Origin of the sequence: Methylobacterium sp. WL116 (assembly GCF_008039455.1) — a bacterium.
Taxonomy (GTDB): Bacteria; Pseudomonadota; Alphaproteobacteria; order Rhizobiales; family Beijerinckiaceae; genus Methylobacterium.
On the sequence record NZ_VRUV01000047.1, the window covers coordinates 1 to 16,378 of the forward strand.

The 16,378-nt window shown below is 69.7% G+C and carries 15 protein-coding genes and 2 pseudogenes; 8 read left to right on the forward strand and 9 right to left on the reverse strand.

Going from position 1 to position 16,378, the window contains the following annotated elements; genetic code table 11:
• Positions 1-157, forward strand: a pseudogene (locus tag FV223_RS31600) (L-seryl-tRNA(Sec) selenium transferase); the annotation flags it as partial.
• 171 nt (positions 158-328) lie between these two features.
• Complete coding sequence (locus FV223_RS06600; protein ID WP_147726067.1) at positions 329-805, forward strand: MarR family transcriptional regulator; 477 nt, start codon at positions 329-331, stop codon at positions 803-805.
• Between the two features lie 13 nt (positions 806-818).
• On the opposite strand, the gene FV223_RS06605 is transcribed toward FV223_RS06600, so the two are convergent.
• The 3 genes from FV223_RS06605 to FV223_RS06615 form a co-directional block, all read right to left on the reverse strand.
• Positions 819-1,340, reverse strand: a complete 522-nt coding sequence (locus FV223_RS06605) for an SRPBCC family protein (protein ID WP_147726055.1) — start codon at positions 1,338-1,340, stop codon at positions 819-821.
• A 51-nt stretch (positions 1,341-1,391) separates the two neighbouring features.
• Positions 1,392-2,726 (reverse strand): alpha-amylase family glycosyl hydrolase, encoded by a 1,335-nt coding sequence (locus FV223_RS06610; protein ID WP_147726056.1) that lies wholly within the window; start codon positions 2,724-2,726, stop codon positions 1,392-1,394.
• Positions 2,727-2,788: 62 nt separating this feature from the next.
• Positions 2,789-4,183: a pentapeptide repeat-containing protein gene (locus FV223_RS06615; RefSeq protein ID WP_246686523.1), complete on the reverse strand. Its 1,395-nt coding sequence runs from the start codon at positions 4,181-4,183 to the stop codon at positions 2,789-2,791.
• A 185-nt stretch (positions 4,184-4,368) separates the two neighbouring features.
• Between FV223_RS06615 and FV223_RS06620 the strand changes: the two genes are divergently transcribed.
• Positions 4,369-6,660, forward strand: coding sequence for an FdhF/YdeP family oxidoreductase (locus FV223_RS06620; protein ID WP_147726057.1), 2,292 nt, complete (start codon positions 4,369-4,371; stop codon positions 6,658-6,660).
• A gap of 103 nt (positions 6,661-6,763) precedes the next feature.
• On the opposite strand, the gene FV223_RS06625 is transcribed toward FV223_RS06620, so the two are convergent.
• The 5 genes from FV223_RS06625 to FV223_RS06645 all read right to left on the reverse strand — a co-directional run bounded on the left by FV223_RS06625 (position 6,764) and on the right by FV223_RS06645 (position 11,193).
• Positions 6,764-6,979: a hypothetical protein gene (locus tag FV223_RS06625; protein WP_147726058.1), complete on the reverse strand. Its 216-nt coding sequence runs from the start codon at positions 6,977-6,979 to the stop codon at positions 6,764-6,766.
• Between the two features lie 101 nt (positions 6,980-7,080).
• Positions 7,081-7,719 (reverse strand): BA14K family protein, encoded by a 639-nt coding sequence (locus tag FV223_RS06630; protein ID WP_348644783.1) that lies wholly within the window; start codon positions 7,717-7,719, stop codon positions 7,081-7,083.
• 146 nt (positions 7,720-7,865) lie between these two features.
• Entirely contained in the window at positions 7,866-9,086 is a 1,221-nt protein-coding gene (locus FV223_RS06635) for an acyl-CoA dehydrogenase (RefSeq protein WP_243946291.1), read from the reverse strand.
• A 140-nt stretch (positions 9,087-9,226) separates the two neighbouring features.
• Entirely contained in the window at positions 9,227-10,156 is a 930-nt protein-coding gene (locus FV223_RS06640; protein WP_147726061.1) for an AEC family transporter, read from the reverse strand.
• Positions 10,157-10,260: 104 nt separating this feature from the next.
• Positions 10,261-11,193, reverse strand: a complete 933-nt coding sequence (locus tag FV223_RS06645) for a 3-hydroxyacyl-CoA dehydrogenase NAD-binding domain-containing protein (protein ID WP_187274646.1) — start codon at positions 11,191-11,193, stop codon at positions 10,261-10,263.
• A 114-nt stretch (positions 11,194-11,307) separates the two neighbouring features.
• On the opposite strand from FV223_RS06645, the gene FV223_RS06650 reads away from it, so the two are divergent.
• From FV223_RS06650 to FV223_RS06670, 5 genes are all read left to right on the forward strand, one after another.
• The gene (locus FV223_RS06650) at positions 11,308-12,288 is read left to right on the forward strand and encodes an ABC transporter substrate-binding protein (RefSeq protein ID WP_147726062.1); all 981 of its coding nucleotides are present in this window, start codon (positions 11,308-11,310) and stop codon (positions 12,286-12,288) included.
• A complete protein-coding gene (locus tag FV223_RS06655) occupies positions 12,288-13,097 on the forward strand; it encodes an ABC transporter permease (protein ID WP_147726063.1) in 810 nt (269 codons plus the stop codon). The genes FV223_RS06650 and FV223_RS06655 overlap by 1 nt, the downstream gene beginning before the upstream one ends.
• A gap of 7 nt (positions 13,098-13,104) precedes the next feature.
• Positions 13,105-13,899 carry an ABC transporter ATP-binding protein gene (locus tag FV223_RS06660; RefSeq protein ID WP_147726064.1) on the forward strand — a complete coding sequence of 265 codons (795 nt, stop codon included), beginning with the start codon at positions 13,105-13,107 and terminating at the stop codon, positions 13,897-13,899.
• Positions 13,900-13,993: 94 nt separating this feature from the next.
• The gene (locus tag FV223_RS06665) at positions 13,994-14,647 is read left to right on the forward strand and encodes an ABC transporter ATP-binding protein (RefSeq protein ID WP_147726065.1); all 654 of its coding nucleotides are present in this window, start codon (positions 13,994-13,996) and stop codon (positions 14,645-14,647) included.
• A gap of 88 nt (positions 14,648-14,735) precedes the next feature.
• The gene (locus tag FV223_RS06670) at positions 14,736-15,977 is read left to right on the forward strand and encodes a capsule biosynthesis protein (RefSeq protein WP_147726066.1); all 1,242 of its coding nucleotides are present in this window, start codon (positions 14,736-14,738) and stop codon (positions 15,975-15,977) included.
• 28 nt (positions 15,978-16,005) lie between these two features.
• On the opposite strand, the pseudogene FV223_RS31605 reads toward FV223_RS06670, so the two are convergent.
• Positions 16,006-16,378: pseudogene (locus tag FV223_RS31605) on the reverse strand (hypothetical protein); the annotation flags it as partial.

The window sequence follows — 16,378 nt, forward strand, 5'->3', positions numbered from 1 at the left end:
CCGCGGCGGTGCCTGGCCGAAGCGCATGGCCGCCCTCCTGCGCGATCTGCCGGTCCCGGTGATCGGCCGGATCGCCGACGGCGCCCTGCACCTCGACCTGCGCACGCTTGAGGACGAGCCCGGCCTGCTCGCGAGCCTCGACGCGCTCGCCGCCTGAGACGGCAAGTGGCTCCATGCAATAAGTGGCTCTATGCAATGAGGTTTGCGACGGAATTTCACGTTCGCCCCCTCACCGATCGGACATATCGTGCTATGCGGGAAGGCCGGGGCGACGCGCGAGCGCGACGGAGACTCGCGCGTGACGATGTGGGCGACTGAGATGGCGTGCATGACGGAGGCGACGCGGGAGGCGCCCGAGGCGGAAGCCGAGCGGACCAGGGATCCCCTGCTGCTCGACAACCAGCTCTGCTACGCCCTCTATGCGGCCGCGCACCGGATGACGAAGTCATACCGCCCGCTGCTGGAGCGGATCGGGCTGACCTACCCGCAATATCTCGTGCTGATGGTCCTGTGGGAGACCGACGGGGTCACCGTCTCCGAAATCGGGCGGCGCCTGCGCCTCGATTCCGGCACGCTGACGCCGGTGCTCAAGCGGCTCGAGGCGGCCGGCTTGCTCCAGCGCAACCGACGCCGCTCCGACGAGCGCGAGGTCGAGATCGCCCTGACCGAGAAGGGGCGTGCCCTGCGCGCCGACGCGGCGGAGGTGCGCCAGAGCGTCATGTGCCAACTCGATCTGACCGAGCCCGAGGTGCAGGCGATGCGCATCGACCTGAACCACCTCATCGACAGCCTGTCGAAGGACTGACCGCACGGCTCGCCTAGGGAGCGGCTTCCTTGGCGATGCCGGCGAGGCCCGCCTCGTAGACGCCGGCGATGTCGGCGACCGCCTCGGCCTCGGTCATCCCCTCCGCCTCGAAGCGCGCGGTCCAGGTGACCGTCGCGCCCTTGCCGATCGGCGTGACCGAGAGCGTCGACGTGTAGTCCTTCGCGGGCAACGGCCCGAAGACGAGCCTGTAGGAATAGCTCAGCGCCGCCTCGTCCCGCGCGGTCTCGATCTCGATGAGCGTGCCGAGGCCGCCCGCCGCGACGAGGGCGCGCACCGGGGCGCCGTCTTCCGATGACAGCGTGCAGCGCGTCACCTGCGGGTGCCACCGCGCGATGTCGCAGAAGCCGCCGATCAACGACCAGATCGCGGCGGGCGGCGCGGCGACGATGCGGGAGCGGGTCACTTCCAGCGCCGAGGCGGCCCCGGCATGCGCGACGATGCCGAGCGAGACCGCGAAGACGAGGTGCCCGTGCGACGGCTTGCGGATCCCGGTCGTGCGCGCTCGCGTCTGCATGGTCGGCCTCGTCCGCTTCACGATCTCCACCTAGGGCGGCGCGCCTGGCGATCACGCCTTTGCCGCGAGGATCGCCCATCCGTGCGGCGAAAGGCGGATGCGGGCCTGGGCTTCGCCCTCGCCGATCACCTCGCCCTGCCCGGCTTCGAGGCCGAGCGCGCCCGGCGCCGGCTGCTCCGACGGCTCGTTCGACAGGTTAAGGGCGAGGAGGAGCCGTTGCCCGTCGCCGTGCGCTTCCAGCGTCAGGGCGGTGTTGGTCAGGTGCAGCGCGCGCGTCCGCGCCGTGTGCAGCCACGGATGCCGCCGGCGCAGGGCGATGAGGTCCTGATGCAGCCGGTAGGTCGGCCAGCCTTCCGGCGCGAGGTCGTCGGGGCTCGGGGGGAAGGCCGGGCGGACGGCGTCGTCGCCGCCGGCCCGGTCCTCCTTGATGCCGCGGAAGGCCTGCTCGTCGCCGGCATAGATCGAGGGCGTGCCGCCGACGGTGAGCAGCACCGCCAGGGCATGGGGCAGGTGCCGGATGTCGGCGATCCGGCTCGCGATCCGGGTGACGTCGTGGTTGCCGACGAAGGTCATCGGCACGAAGGCGTCGAGAAAGTCGTCGTGCCGCTTCAGGGCGTGTGCCAGCTCGAACAGGTTGCGGTCGTTGAAGCCGCTCCAGATTGCCTTCCACAGCTCGTACTGCGTCACCGAATCGAGGCCGGTCTCGGCGAGCATGCCAGCGTAATCGCCGTGGATCACCTCGCCGACGAGGTAGGCGTCCGGATGCGCCGCGCGGACCCGCGGCAGGACGCGCGTCCAGAAGGCGCGCGGGACGGCGTAGGCCGCGTCGAGGCGCCAGCCGTCTGCGCCGCGGGCCAGCCAGTGGTTCATCACCGCGACGACGTGGTCGGCGACCTCTGGGTGGTCGTGGTTCAGGGTGACCAGGGCGCTGTGGCCCTCGAAGCAGCGGTGGTCCGGTACGTCGCCGGGGTTGGTGCCCTCCGGCCAGGACAGGTGGAACCAGCCGGCCCGGGCGGCGGACGGGCCCTCGTCGAGGACAGTGCGGAACGCCGGAAAATCCTGCCCGACATGGTTGAACACGCCGTCGAGCAGGACCTTCAGCCCGCGGGCATGGGCCGCCGCGATCAGCCGGTCGAAGTCGGCCTCGTCGCCGAGCCGCGGGTCGATGCGCAGGTAGTCGATCGTGTCGTAGCCGTGGGTCTCGGACGCGAAGATCGGGCCGAGCGCGAGGCCGGTCGCGCCGAGATCGGCGGCGTAGTCGAGCCAGGCGACGATGTGGTCCAGGCGATGCGCGACCTCGGCGCCGCGTCGGCGCGTGCCTTCCGCCCCGACGAAGCCGAGCGGGTAGACCTGCCACCACACGGTGTCGCGAATCCAGTCGGGCATGAAGGTGCGTGATCCTCGGCCGGCGCGGCCCTGCCCCGTGACATAGGGCGCACCCGGCAAAATCAGCGGCGCAGCCGGTTGCCGAGCACGAAGCCGTACAACCCCATCAGGATGATGCCGGCGGCGCCTTCGATGCCGACGAGCAGGTTGGTGAAGCGGCCGATCGGCTTGACGCCGATCTCCGGCGGGTTCGCCGTCATCATGTTGAGCGCGCTGTAGCTCAGCCAGTCGACGGCGTTCCGGGTCGGCTCGGTCGACCCGTCCGGGATCAGGCCGCCGGCGAAACCGAACAGGACCGCGAAGACGACGATCAGGATGGCGAAGGCGCGGGCGATCCGCGACAGGCTCTCGCCGTAGTCGCACAGCCACTCGACGAAGCGGTCCGAAGTCCAGCGGTAGCCGTGGCGCAGGAACGCCCGCCCGTCCCGTGCGGTCCAGGCCGCGCGGGTCTTCTCCCCGGCCTCGAACCGTCCCATCCTTCGGCCGCGCTTGTACGCCCAGCTCGCCTCGTCGTGGCTCCCGATGCTCTTCAGGTTCTGCTCCAGCGCGAGGTAGCTCGCCTGCGCGCCGGTGTAGTCGCCCGCGGCCTCCTCGCCGACCATGCCGCCGAGCTGCTCGATCCGCATCCGCGTGCCGTTGAGCCAGGCGCCGGCGAAGCGGGCATGGTGCAGCTTGCACGTGACGAAGTTGAGCCGGACCAGGCTGGTCTCCGAGAGGTCCGCGCCGGAGAGGTCGGCGCCGTCGAGCTTGACGTTCGAGAGGTTGGCGCCGCGAAGCCGCGAGCCGACGAGGCGCGCCTTGGTCAGGCTCGCGCCCTCGAAGTCCGCGTGCGTCAGGTTCACGTCGGAGAGGTCGGCCTCGTCGAGCCGCGCCCCCTTGAAGCTGGTGTCGTCGGCATCCGCCCCGGTGAAGTCCGCGCCCCACAGGTCGGCGCCGGAGAAGTTCGCGCCGTCGAGCAGCGCCTGCGGGAACTTCGCGAAGCGCAACGCCGCGTCGTCGAAGCGTGCATCCTCCAGCATCGCCTCGCGGAAGCTCGCCTGGCCGGCGACGATGCCCCGGAAATCGGTGCCGCTGAGGTCGGCCTCGCCGAGGTCGGCCTCTTCCAGGTTCGCGCCGGCGAAGGTGGCGGAGCGGCCGACCGCGCCGGAGAGGTTCGCCCGCCGCAGGTTCGCGGCCGAGAGGTTCGCCCCTTCCATCCGGGCCCGGTCGAGGACCGCGTCGGCGAGGTTCAGGCCGCCGCATTCGGGGTCCCACCACGCCGGCGCGGGCGCCTCCGGGTCGATGCGCTGCGCGAGCGTTGCGCCCGCGGCGTCGATGCGCACGAGATCGAGCCCGTGCTCGCCGGTCCCGAAGCGGGTGCTCCCCGCGGCGGCGATCCGGTCGAGGACCGCTTCGGTTCGGGCGTCGCGCGGGGCGTCTGCGGCGCGCGGCAGCGGGGTCTCGTTCCGGTCGGACAATCGGGGGCGTGCTTTCGATGATGGCCGGGGCGAGCCGTAGCACGGCCGACCGTCCGCCGCCGACCCTGCGCGCGCGCGATGTTTGCCGCATGCGCCCGACCGGACCCTTTCGCACCGACGGACGGTTCTTCCCCGATGATCGCGCCTTCGGCCCGATCCGCGAACGCGAAGTTGGAGTCTCGGGAATGACGGATTCGGTGCAGCTCGATCCCTACGAGGGGCCGGCCGGCGGCTGGGGGTCGGCGAAGTCGCTGACCGAGATCCTGCTGCGCGAGCAGATCCCCGTCACCGGCGGGTTGATGCTGCGCCACCAAAACAAGCCCGGCGGGTTCATGTGCGTCAGCTGCGCCTGGGCCAAGCCCGGCAAGCCGGCGGTGTTCGAGTATTGCGAGAACGGCGCCAAGGCCACCGCGTGGGAGGTGACGCGCAAGCGCGTCGGCGCCGACTTCTTCGCCGCCCATACCGTGACCGAGCTCGCCGGCTGGCGCGACTACGATCTCGAGGAGCTCGGCCGCCTCACCGTGCCGCTGCGCTGGGACGCGGCGACCGACCGGTACCGGCCGGTCTCGTGGGACGACGCCTTCGCGGAGATCGGCGCCGAGCTGAAGGCGCTCGAGCCGAAGCAGGCGGTGTTCTACGCCTCGGGCCGCGCCTCGCTCGAGACCTCGTACATGTACGGCCTGCTGGCGCGGCTCTACGGCAACAACAACCTGCCCGACTCGTCGAACATGTGCCACGAATCGACCTCCGTGGCCCTGCCCGAGAGCATCGGCTCGCCGGTCGGCACCGTGTTGCTGGAGGCGTTCGAGCATACCGACTGCATCCTGTTCTTCGGCCAGAACCCCGGCTCGAACGCGCCGCGGATGCTGCACCCGCTGCAGGACGCCAGCCGGCGCGGCGTCCCGATCATCACCTTCAACCCGTTCCGCGAGCGCGGGCTGGAGCGCTTCACCAACCCGCAGGCGCCGCTCGAGATGCTGACGCGATCCGAGACGCGGATCTCGTCGCAGTACCTCCAGGTGAAGGCCGGCGGCGACCTCGGGGCGATCTACGGCATCTGCAAGGCGCTGCTGGCGCTCGATGACGCGGCGATCGCGAGCGGGGCGGAGCGGGTTCTCGACACCGCCTTCATCGCCGAGCACACCCAGGGCTTCGAGGCGTTCGCGGCCTCCGTGCGCGAAAAGACCTGGGACGAGCTCGAGCGGCATTCCGGCCTGACGCGGAAGGCCTTGGAGCAGACGGCCGCGACCTACGCCAAGGCGAAGGCGACGATCGGCGTCTACGGAATGGGGCTGACGCAGCACCGCATGGGCGTCGAGACGGTGCAGGCCCTGGTCAATCTGCTCCTGATGCGCGGCAACATCGGGAAGCGCGGCGCCGGCATCTGCCCGGTCCGGGGGCACTCCAACGTCCAGGGGCAGCGCACGGTCGGCATCACCGAGAAGCCGGAGCTGGTGCCGAACGACAAGCTGCGGCAGCTCTACGATTTCGAGCCGCCGATGGAGAAGGGTTTCAACACCGTCGAGGCCTGCGAGGGCATCCTCGACGGGTCGGTGAAGGCGTTCGTGGCGCTCGGCGGGAACTTCATCCGCGCCGTCCCTGAGACCACGCTGATGGAGGCGGCCTGGAAGACGCTGCGCCTGACGGTGCAGATCTCGACCAAGCTCAACCGCAACCACCTGATCCACGGCGAGGTCGCCTACATCCTGCCCTGCCTCGGCCGGATCGAGATCGACCAGCAGGCCGGAGGACGGCAGGCGGTCTCGATGGAGGATTCGACCGCGTGCATCCACGGCTCGAAGGGCTATGCCGAGCCGGCGGGACCGGAACTGCTTTCCGAGCCGCGGATCGTCGCCGGGATCGCCAAGGCGACGCTGGCGCCCAATCCGCGAATCGACTGGGATCGCTGGGGCAGCGACTACGCCAGCGTGCGCGACGCGATCGAGGCGACCTATCCGGATCAGTTCAAGGACTTCAACGCGCGGATGTGGACGCCCGGCGGCTTCCGCCGTCCGATCCCCGCGGCCGACCGCGATTGGAAGACCGAGAGCGGCAAGGCGAACTTCGTCACCCCCCGCGGGCTGTCGGCCGATCCCGACACCGAGCAGGCTGATCCGGACGTGATGCGTCTCATCACGATGCGGTCGAACGATCAGTTCAACACCACGATCTACGGCTACGACGATCGCTTCCGCGGCGTCAAAGGCACGCGCATGGTGCTGTTCATGAACCGCGACGACATCGCCCGCCTCGGCCTGCGCGATGCGCAGAACGTCGATCTCGTCGGTGCGGCCAACGACCAGGTCGTTCGGCGGGTGGATGGGTTTCGGGTGCTCGCCTACGACATCCCGAAGGGTTGCGTCGGCGGCTACTACCCCGAATGCAATCCGCTGATCCCGCTCTGGCACCATGCCGAGCGCAGCAAGGTGCCCGCGGCGAAGTCGGTCCCGGTGCGGATCGAGGTCGCCTCGGCCTGAGACCGGTCGCGGGCGAGGGACGACCGGCGCTTGGCGGGCGCCGATCCGACGGGTGATCGATCATGGAACGCCGGCCCGAGCCTTTCGGGTCGGCGTTGGGCCGTCAGCCCTCGGCCTGTATCTCGGGCGCCATGTAAGGGCGGCCCTCGGCGGTCAGCGCCCGGTCGACGGCCTCGATCGCGACGAGGATGCGGGTCAGGTCCTCGGCCATCGAGACCGGCGCGAGATCGATCCCGGCGAGCCGCTTGGTCATCGCGTTGCGCTGGCGTGCGAGCACGGTTCGGGCGCGGTGCAGGTCTTCGATTTCGTCGGCCATCATGATGTGAGTTTCCCTTCGGCCCGGCACGGTATCCGGCCGGCAGCAAAAAGCCCCGCGACCCTCTCGGCCGCGGGGCTCTCCTTCAGTTCGGTACGATGCCGTTACGGGCAGGAATGCCGCTGGCCGTCGTTGCCGAGGTAGGTCTGCGACCGCACATCGTAGGAGCGGAAGCGCTGGATGCAGTAGCTCACCGACTCCTGCGGCCCCGGCGCCACCTCGGTCTGAACCTCGGTGTATCCCGGATTGTAGCCGTAGCCGTAGCCGGCCGGCGCATAGCCGCTGCCGTAGTAGTTGTCGTCGTAGCCGTATCCGCCGTAGCCGTAACCCAGGCCGCCGCCGATCAGCGCGCCGGTCGCCAGCCCGAGGCCGAGCCCGGCAGCGCCGTATCCGAGGCCGCGACCGTACCCGCCGCGGTAACCGCGCCCATAACCGGCGCCGTAGCCCCGGCCGATCCCGCGGTTGGCGAAGCCCGCGTTGTTGGCGAAGCCGCGGTTTCCGCCGAATGCGCCGCGATTGGCGAAGCCGGCATTTCCGCCGAACGCACCTCGGTTGGCGAAGCCGCCGCCGCCGATGCCGCGACCCGCGAAGCCGCCACCACCGAAGCCGCGGCCACCACCGAAGCCACGGCCGCCGCCGAACCCGCCGCCGCCGAAGCCGTGACCGCCGCCGATGCCGCCGCCGCGACCGCCGAAGCCGCGGGCGTCGACCGTCGCCGGAAGCATCGCGAGTGCGCCGACCATCAGCGCGGATGTCAGAACAATCCGTTTCATAAGATTCTCACTCGTTCATCGACATGATGTTGTCGGATAAACAACGCGCGAGAGAGAGAAACGTACCGTTGTATCGTGTGCCCGCGGCGAAACATCCAATCGTCGCGGTCCTCCGTTCAGAAGAAGGCCTGCAGCCCGGTCTGCGCACGCCCGAGGATCAGGGCGTGGACGTCGTGCGTGCCCTCGTAGGTATTGACCGTCTCAAGGTTCTGGGCGTGCCGCATCACGTGGTACTCGCCCATGATGCCGTTGCCGCCGTGCATGTCGCGGGCGGTCCGCGCGATGTCGAGCGCCTTGCCGCAATTGTTGCGCTTGATCAGCGAGATCATCTCCGGCGCCATCTTGCCCTCGTCCATCAGGCGGCCGACGCGTAAGGACGCCTGCAGCCCGAGGGTGATCTCGGTCTGCATGTCGGCGAGCTTCTTCTGGATCAGCTGCGTCTGCGCCAGCGGACGGCCGAACTGCTTGCGCTCCAGGGTGTAGGACCGCGCCCGGTGCCAGCAATCCTCGGCGGCGCCCATCGCCCCCCACGAGATGCCGTAACGGGCGCGGTTGAGGCAGCCGAACGGCCCCTTCAGCCCGGAGACGTTCGGCAGCAGCGCGTCCTCGCCGACCTCGACGCCCTCCATCACGATCTCGCCCGTGGTCGAGGCGCGAAGCGACAGCTTTCCCTTCAGCGTCGGGGCGGAGAGCCCCTTCATGCCCTTCTCCAGGATGAAGCCGCGGATCGCGCCGTCATGCGCGTCGGACTTCGCCCAGACCACGAACACGTCGGCGAAGGGCGCGTTCGAGATCCACATCTTGGCGCCCGACAGGCGGTAGCCGCCGTCGATCTTCTCGGCTCGCGTCTTCATCCCGCCGGGATCCGAGCCGGCATCGGGCTCGGTCAGGCCGAAGCAACCGATGAACTCGCCGGACGCGAGCTTCGGCAGGAACTTGCGGCGCTGCGCCTCGGAGCCGTAGGCGTGGATCGGGTACATCACCAGGGACGACTGCACGCTCATCATCGAGCGGTAGCCGGAATCGACCCGCTCGACGGCGCGGGCCACCAAGCCGTAGGCGACGTAGCCGGCGCCGGCGCAGCCGTACTCCTCCGGGATCGTCACGCCGAGCAGGCCGAGCGCGCCCATCTCGCGAAACAGGTCCGGGTTGGTCTTCTCCTCGGCGTAGGCCTCGACGATGCCGGGCAGCAAACGCTCCTGCGCGAAGTCGTGCGCCACGTCGCGGATCGCGCGCTCGTCCTCGGTGAGCTGGTCGTCGAGCAGGAACGGGTCGTCCCAGACGAAGCCGGCCGACGCCTTGGCCGTGGGGCCGGCGCTTCCGGCAGGCGCGCGCATCGGTGCGTTCATGGTCGGTCCCTCTCCGAGACTGTCTTCGCCGGTTCGGTGGTCCGCCGGTCCGTTGCTCGAGAAGATAGACGGATGCGCGCCGACTTCCACCGCGCCCGGCGCGGCGAAGGGTCAGCCGCGCGCCGCTGTCACGCCCGGCCGAGCAGGGTCAGCCAGGCGATGGTGGTGAAGGGCGCGAGCAGCGTCGAGACCAGCAGGGAGGCCGCGATCAGCCCGGTCTCGGTGCGGTAGCGCATGGCGAGCAGGTAGGCGTTGATGCCGACCGGCATCGCCGCGAACAGGGTCGCGACGCCGGCATAGGCCGGCGGCATCGCGAACACCTTGGTCGCCAGCAGCCACACGATCAGCGGATGCACGACGAGCTTGAGCAGCGCGATCACCACGGCACCCGGCAGGTCGAACAGCACTCGGTAGCGCCGCAGCCCGGCGCCGAGCGCGATCAGCGCGCAGGTCGAGGCGGTCGCCGCGAACATGTCGATCAGCGACTTCGGGATGCCGGACGGGACGACGCCGCCCTGCTTCAGCGCCATCCCGATGAGCAGCGCCACGAAGATCGGGTTGCGGATCAGCACGAGAGCGAGGCCGCGCAGGCGCTGCCACAGGGAGCGACCGGCCTCCGCCTCGATCAGGAAGGTGGCGCAGCCCATCATCAGCGGCAGGTGGACGGCGAGCAGCAGGAAGAGCGGGAACGCGCCCTCCTCGCCGTAGGCCTGCAGGATGGTCGGCACGCCGACGAAGATCGTGTTGGACTGGCTCGCAGCGAAGCCGTGCAGGATCGCGCCCTGACGCCCGATGCCGTCCCGCCTCCGCGCAATCAGCGAGCCGGCGAGCCACGACACGCCGGCGCCGCCGAAATAGGCGATCCAGTAGCCCCAGGCGATCTCGCCTTCGAGGCCGGGCCTGGTCAGCGTCGCGATGATCAGCGACGGCACGGCGATGGCGAAGACGTATTCCGACAGGCCCTCGCTCACCTTGTCGGAGAGCAGGCCGGCGAGCGCGGCGCCCCAGCCGATCAGGATGATCCCGAAGATCGGGACGATGATCATCACGGCGTTCACGGGATGGCCGACCGGTTCGTGTTCGAGGAGGTGCCGCGCATAGCACGCCCGTTGCGGCCGTCGCGCTGCGCCCGGCGCATGGCCGCAGCGAACCCTTGCGCCGGCTACGGCCCAGCGACCTCGGTCCGGGCCTTCAGGATGTCGATCAGCGCCCGGTCGCGGCGGGCTTCGAGGTCGGCGAGCGAGCGTCCGGCCGCCTCCGCCGCGACGCCCTCGACGATGGCGTCCTTCACCGCCTCGCTCAGGTCGGGATGGCCGAGGCTCTCCCAGCGGCGGACCTGGCTCGGGCCAAGATGGTCGAGATAGTGCCGGATGCCGCCCGCGCCGCCGCCGAGATGGTAGGTCATGTGCGGCCCCATCGCCGCCCAGCGCAGGCCCGGCCCGTTGCAGAGCGCGGCGTCGATGTCGGCGACGCTCGCGACCCCCTCGGCAACGAGGTTCACCGCCTCGCGGTACAGGGCCGAGGCGAGGCGGTTGGCGACGTGGCCCGGCATCTCGCGCCGCAGGATCACCGGGCGCCGTCCGAGCCCGGCGTAGAACGCTGCCGCGCGCTCGGCGATCGCGGCGTCGCCGGCGACGATCTCGACCAGCGGAACCAGGTGCGGCGGGTGGAACGGGTGGGCGACGATCACGCGCTCGGGCGTGCCGCAATCGGCGACGATCCGGCTGCGCAGCATCGCCGAGGTGCTCGACGCGACGATCACGCCGGGGGCCGCCCGCGCGTCGAGCTCGGCCAGGATCGCGCGCTTGACCGCCTCGTTCTCCGGCGCGTTCTCCTGGACGAAGACGGCGCCGGACACGGCTTGGTCGAGCGTCTCGCAGATCTCGAGGCGACCCGTGCCGGTCGGGCCGAGCTCGGCCAGCTGATCGCGGTATCGGGCGACGGACGCAAGCATCCGATCGGCGAAGCCGGGGGCGGTGTCGTAGGCCGCCACATCGAAGCCGTGCGCCAGGAAGAGCGCCGCCCAGCTCGCGCCGAGCGTGCCGCAGCCGACCACGGCTATCGGGCCGGTTTCATCCGTTTCAACAGCTGTCACCGCGTCGCCTCCCTGCGCTTTACTTTCAGTCGAGCCCGCGCCTAGTCAATGCGACGGCCGGCGTACAGCGTCGGGCCAAACGCAGGCGGGACGACCTGCGACCGGAGGACATCGATGTTCAAGCGCGCTTCGGCTGCCGCCGCCGCAATCCTGTTCCTGGCCGCCGGAGCGGCGCAGGCCGACGACGTCGTCCGCCTCGGGAACCTGAAGTTCGCCCATTACGGCGCGATCTCGTACATGAAGGAGATCGCCCCGAAGTTCGGCCTGAAGATCGACGAGAAGCAGTTCGCCAAGGGCGCCGACATCTATCCGGCGATGGCGGTCGACCAGATCGACATCTCGGCCTCGGGCGCCGACGGCGCGGTGGCGGCGCGCGGCAACGGCGTGAAGCTCTACGTCGTGGCGGGCTTCGCCAACGGCGGCGTGCGGATCCTGAAGCGGCCGGACCTCGACGCGGTGAAGACGCTGAAGGACGTGAAGGGCCTCAAGGTCGCCACCGTCCGCGGCGGGACGCAGGACCTGATGCTGCTCGCCGAGCTCGACAAGCACGGCATGACCTGGGGCGAGCGCGCCGGCAAGGACGTGCAGCTGATCTACTTCAACAACTACGCCGACCTGAACCAGGCGCTGGCGCAGAAGTACGTCGACGTGATCTGCCAGTCGGAGCCGCAATCGACCCAGGCGATCAGCGCCGGCTGGGGCGTCGAGGTGGTCAAGCCCTACGACACGCCGATCGGCATTCCGGTGCGTCCGCTCGTGATGACCGAGAAGATGTACAACGAGAAGCCTGAGATCGCCGGACGCGTCCTCAAGCTGTTCGTGGCCGCGACCAAGGCGTTCATCGACGACCCGGCGCTCGCCGAGAAGTACGTGCGGGAATCGGTGTTCAAGGGCCAGCTCTCGAGCCAGGACTTTCGCGACGGCATGGCCAACGCGAGCTACACCTACGACGTCCCGGCCGGCCACATGCAGACGACCACCGACTACATGATGAAGTACGGCCTGGGTAAGATGGTGACCCCGCCCAAGAGCGACGCCGAGTGGGTGAAGACCGATCTTCTCGACAGGGCCAAGGCCGAGCTGAAGATCAAGTGATGCGGCTGTCCTCGCTTCGCGGCGCCGTCGTCCCGGTCGGGCTGCTGGTCCTTTGGGAGATCCTGAGCCGGGTCGGGGTGTTTTCGCCGATCGTCCTGCCGCCGCCGAGCGCGGTTGCGGTGAAGTGGTATGCCGGCCTCCTGCCCGCCCTCCCCTACGAGCCGGGCCAGGAGAGCTACGTCGCCTGGCTCTTCTCCGGCGAGATGCCGCACGACGCGGTGTCGAGCCTGACGCGGGTGCTGTCGGGCTTCGTCATCGGGGCCGGGCTCGCGGTGCCGACCGGGCTGATGCTCGGCACCAGCGACCGGCTCTACGCGCTGTTCAACCCGCTGCTGCAGGTGCTGCGCCCGATCCCGCCGATCGCCTACATCCCGCTCGCCATCGTTTGGTTCGGGCTCGGCAACCCGCCCGCCCTGTTCCTGATCGCGCTCGGCACCTTCTTCCCGGTGCTGGTCAACACCATCGCCGGCGTCCGGCAGGTGGACTCGATCTACATCCGCGCAGCCCGGAACCTCGGGGCGAATTCCTGGACGATGTTCCGCCGCGTGATCCTGCCGGCGGCGAGCCCCTACGTGCTGGCCGGCATGCGGATCGGGATCGGCACGGCCTTCATCGTCGTGATCGTCGCCGAGATGATCGCGGTCTCCGACGGCCTCGGCTACCGCATCCTCGAGGCGCGCGAGTACATGTGGTCGGACAAGATCATCGGCGGCATGCTGACGATCGGCATCCTCGGCCTGATCATCGACGGCGCGATGAGCCGCCTCAACGACCACCTGCTGCGCTGGCATCGCGGCCTCGAGCGATAGGCCGTTCATGTCCGCAGAGATCGTCGTCGCGAACGCCGTGAAGGTGTTCGGCTCCGGAACCGCCGCGGTCGCGGCGCTGCAGGACATCACCGCCACGGTGCCCGAAGGCCAGTTCCTGTGCCTGCTCGGTCCGTCGGGCTGCGGCAAGTCCACCCTGCTGAACGCCATCGCCGGCTTCACCCCGCTGACCGACGGGCGGATCACGCTGGGCGGCCGCCCGGTGACCCAGCCGGGGCCGGACCGCGGCATGGTCTTCCAGGAATACGCGCTGTTCCCGTGGATGAACGTCGAGGACAACGTGCGCTTCGGCCTCGACATCAAGGGGGTGCCCAAGCCCGAGGCGACCGTCACCGTCGACCGCATCGTCGCGACGCTCGGCCTTTCCGACTTCCGCAAGCGCTATCCGAAGGACCTGTCCGGCGGCATGCGCCAGCGCGTCGCGATCGCCCGCATCCTGGCCCTCGACCCGCCGGTGATGCTGATGGACGAGCCCTTCGGCGCGCTCGACGCCCTGACCCGCCGAACGCTGCAGGACGAGCTGCTCCGGATCTGGTCGGAATACCGCAAGACGATCGTGTTCGTGACGCACTCGATCGAGGAGGCGATCTACCTCGCCGACCGCATCCTGGTGATGACCTACCGCCCGGGCCGGATCAAACGCGACGTCGTCGTGCCGATGCCGCGCCCGCGCGATCCGGCGAGCCAGGACTTCAACGCGATCAAGCGCGAGCTCGGCGCGCTGGTGATGGAGGAGCAGCAGCGCTTCACCAACGCCGAGTTGCACGCCCCGGCCGTCGATTAGGCGCGCGGCCGGCCATCCTCAGATTCGCCGTTTTCGGTGCGCACAGCCGCGGGGCGGCCTGCCGACCCGGTCGCGCCGAGGAGACCGGCCCGCGGTGATCCGCTTCGAGAACGTCACCAAGATCTACAAGACCGACGGCCACCGCCGCACGATCCTGGAGCGGGTGTCGCTGACGCTGAAGCCCGGCATCAGCTACGGCATCCTCGGGATCAACGGCGCCGGCAAGTCGACGACGATGCGCATGATCGGCGGCACCGAGGAGCCGACGAGCGGCAAGATCAAGCGGAACCTCCGGGTCTCCTGGCCGCTCGGCTTCGGCGGCGGCTTCCACCCGATGATGACGGGGCGCGACAACGTGATCTTCGTCGCCCGGGTGTACGGCGAGGACCCGAAGCGGGTGCTCGACTACGTCGAGGACTTCTCCGAGCTCGGCAGCTACCTCGACGTGCCGATCCGGACCTACTCCTCGGGCATGGGCTCCCGCCTCGCCTTCGGGATGAGCATGGCGATCCCGTTCGACTGCTACCTGATCGACGAGGTCACGGCGGTCGGCGACGCGCGCTTCCAGCGGCGCTGCTCGGAGGTGTTCGCCGAGCGGCGCAAGTCGGCCGACGTCATCATGGTGTCCCACTCGATGGAGACCATCCGCGAGTGGTGCACGCAGGGCATCGTGCTGATCAACGGCCGCGCGATCATCTACGAGGACGTCAACGACGCGATCGAGGTCTATCGCCGCCTGAACGCGTGAGGATGCGCGGCGCGGCGGACATCGTTTCGCCGCGCACGAAGCCGAGGGTGGTCGCCGCCTCCGCCGGGACAACGGAAACAGCAGGTCCATGAACGTCGAGATCCGCAATCCCCAGGGCCAGCCGCTGACGACCGCCGACCGGTCCAAGGCGGTGGCGGAGTCGCTGAGCCAGATCGCGCGGCTGTCCCGCTTCGCCGACCGCAAGAAGGGCATCCGCTCCTACCAGAGCCACGTGAAGAGCGATCCGTGGCTGCCGATCCTGTTCGTGCTCTGCTTCGTCCTGCCGACCGCGCTCGGCGGGATCTATTACGGCCTCATGGCCTCCGACCGCTTCGTCACCGAGGCGCGCTTCGCGCTGCGCCCGGCGCTCGGCGGCGCCGAGAAGGCGACCCCCGACGCGGTCGGCACCAACGCCGGCGTTCCCAAGGAGATGCTGGCCCAGGACGTGCTGATCACGCACCAGTACGTCCTCAGCCGGCCGATGCTGGAAGTCATTCAGGCGAAGCTGCCGATCCGGGAATGGTTCAGCCGGGATCAGATCGACTTCCTCTCCCGCTTCGACGCCGAGAAGCCGATCGAGAAGTTCCTGAAATACTGGCGCGAGCGCGTGAACGTCGAGCTCGAGGGCAGCTCCGGCATCATGTCGCTGACGGTGTCGGCATTCGACCCGGCCGAGTCGCTGGCGATCACCAAGGCGGTGATGGCGGAAGCCGAGCGGATGGTGAACGAGCTCAGCATGCGCGCGCGCACCGACGCGGTCGCCGAGAGCAACCGCGAGATGCGCCTCGCCGAGGAACGCCTCGCCAAGATCCGCCTCGCGGTGCGCGACCTGCGCAACCGGGACGGCGTCCTCGACGCGCAGAAGGCCAACGAGACCAATCTGAAGGTGATCGGCGAGCTTCGTGCCGCGCGCATCAACCTGTCGGTTCAGCTGACGATGTCGCTGCGCGACCTCGCACCGGAATCGCGCCGGATCCAAGACATGAAGGCGCAGATCAAGGACCTCGACGACAACATCAGCCGGATCGAGCGTCAGTCGGCGAGCCAGGATCCGGAGCAGAAGCGCCTGCTTTCCGACGCGCTGACGCGCTTCGAAGCCTTGGACAACGAGCGCAAGGACACCGAGAAATACTACGCCAAGGTCATCGCCGCCAACGAGCGCGCGCGGATGATCGCGGCGCGGCAGATCGAGTTCTTCAGCCCGATCGTCGAGCCGGTGCTGGCGGAATCCTCGACGCAACCGCGGCGCCTGCTGATGAGCAGCCTGGTCGCGGCGGGCGCGGCGGTGTTCTTCGCCGCCGCCCTGTTCGCCCGCAAGCAGATAACCTGATCGCCGCAAGGCGACTAGGTTCGGGCGGTCAGCGGCGGTCCGATCCGAAGGTCTGGGTCGGCGCAGGCGGCGTGCCGGCGGCCTTGTGCTCCTCCGCCGGCAGCAGGGTGTGACCGCTCTCGGTGTCGAGCCCCGTCGTGGTCGAGCCCGCGGCGCCGATCGCGGTCGACCCGATCTCACCCCTCGCCCCGTCCGAGCCGGTCATCCCGCCGGTCCAGCCCTGTGCCCGCCAGCCCTGCGCCCGCTCGTCGAGATCGATCGAGCCGTGCCGATCGAGGATGGCGAGGACGCGGTCGGCATGGCCCTCGTCGACGCGCGCGGTGACGAGGGTCCCGCCCCGGCGCACGCCCTCCGCATAGGTCTCCGCCTCGTGCTCGCTGAGGCCGGCGCCGGTCAGCGCG

What these genes read in the sequence shown, in the direction of transcription:
- FV223_RS06635 (WP_243946291.1), bottom strand. Translation starts at nt 9,086, where the DNA reads ATGCGCGCGCCTGCCGGAAGCGCCGGCCCCACGGCCAAGGCGTCGGCC.
- FV223_RS06630 (WP_348644783.1), bottom strand. Translation starts at nt 7,719, where the DNA reads ATGGTCGGCGCACTCGCGATGCTTCCGGCGACGGTCGACGCCCGCGGC.
- FV223_RS06650 (WP_147726062.1), top strand. Translation starts at nt 11,308, where the DNA reads ATGTTCAAGCGCGCTTCGGCTGCCGCCGCCGCAATCCTGTTCCTGGCC.
- FV223_RS06605 (WP_147726055.1), bottom strand. Translation starts at nt 1,340, where the DNA reads ATGCAGACGCGAGCGCGCACGACCGGGATCCGCAAGCCGTCGCACGGG.
- FV223_RS06600 (WP_147726067.1), top strand. Translation starts at nt 329, where the DNA reads ATGACGGAGGCGACGCGGGAGGCGCCCGAGGCGGAAGCCGAGCGGACC.
- FV223_RS06610 (WP_147726056.1), bottom strand. Translation starts at nt 2,726, where the DNA reads ATGCCCGACTGGATTCGCGACACCGTGTGGTGGCAGGTCTACCCGCTC.
- FV223_RS06620 (WP_147726057.1), top strand. Translation starts at nt 4,369, where the DNA reads ATGACGGATTCGGTGCAGCTCGATCCCTACGAGGGGCCGGCCGGCGGC.
- FV223_RS06670 (WP_147726066.1), top strand. Translation starts at nt 14,736, where the DNA reads ATGAACGTCGAGATCCGCAATCCCCAGGGCCAGCCGCTGACGACCGCC.
- FV223_RS06655 (WP_147726063.1), top strand. Translation starts at nt 12,288, where the DNA reads ATGCGGCTGTCCTCGCTTCGCGGCGCCGTCGTCCCGGTCGGGCTGCTG.
- FV223_RS06660 (WP_147726064.1), top strand. Translation starts at nt 13,105, where the DNA reads ATGTCCGCAGAGATCGTCGTCGCGAACGCCGTGAAGGTGTTCGGCTCC.
- FV223_RS06625 (WP_147726058.1), bottom strand. Translation starts at nt 6,979, where the DNA reads ATGATGGCCGACGAAATCGAAGACCTGCACCGCGCCCGAACCGTGCTC.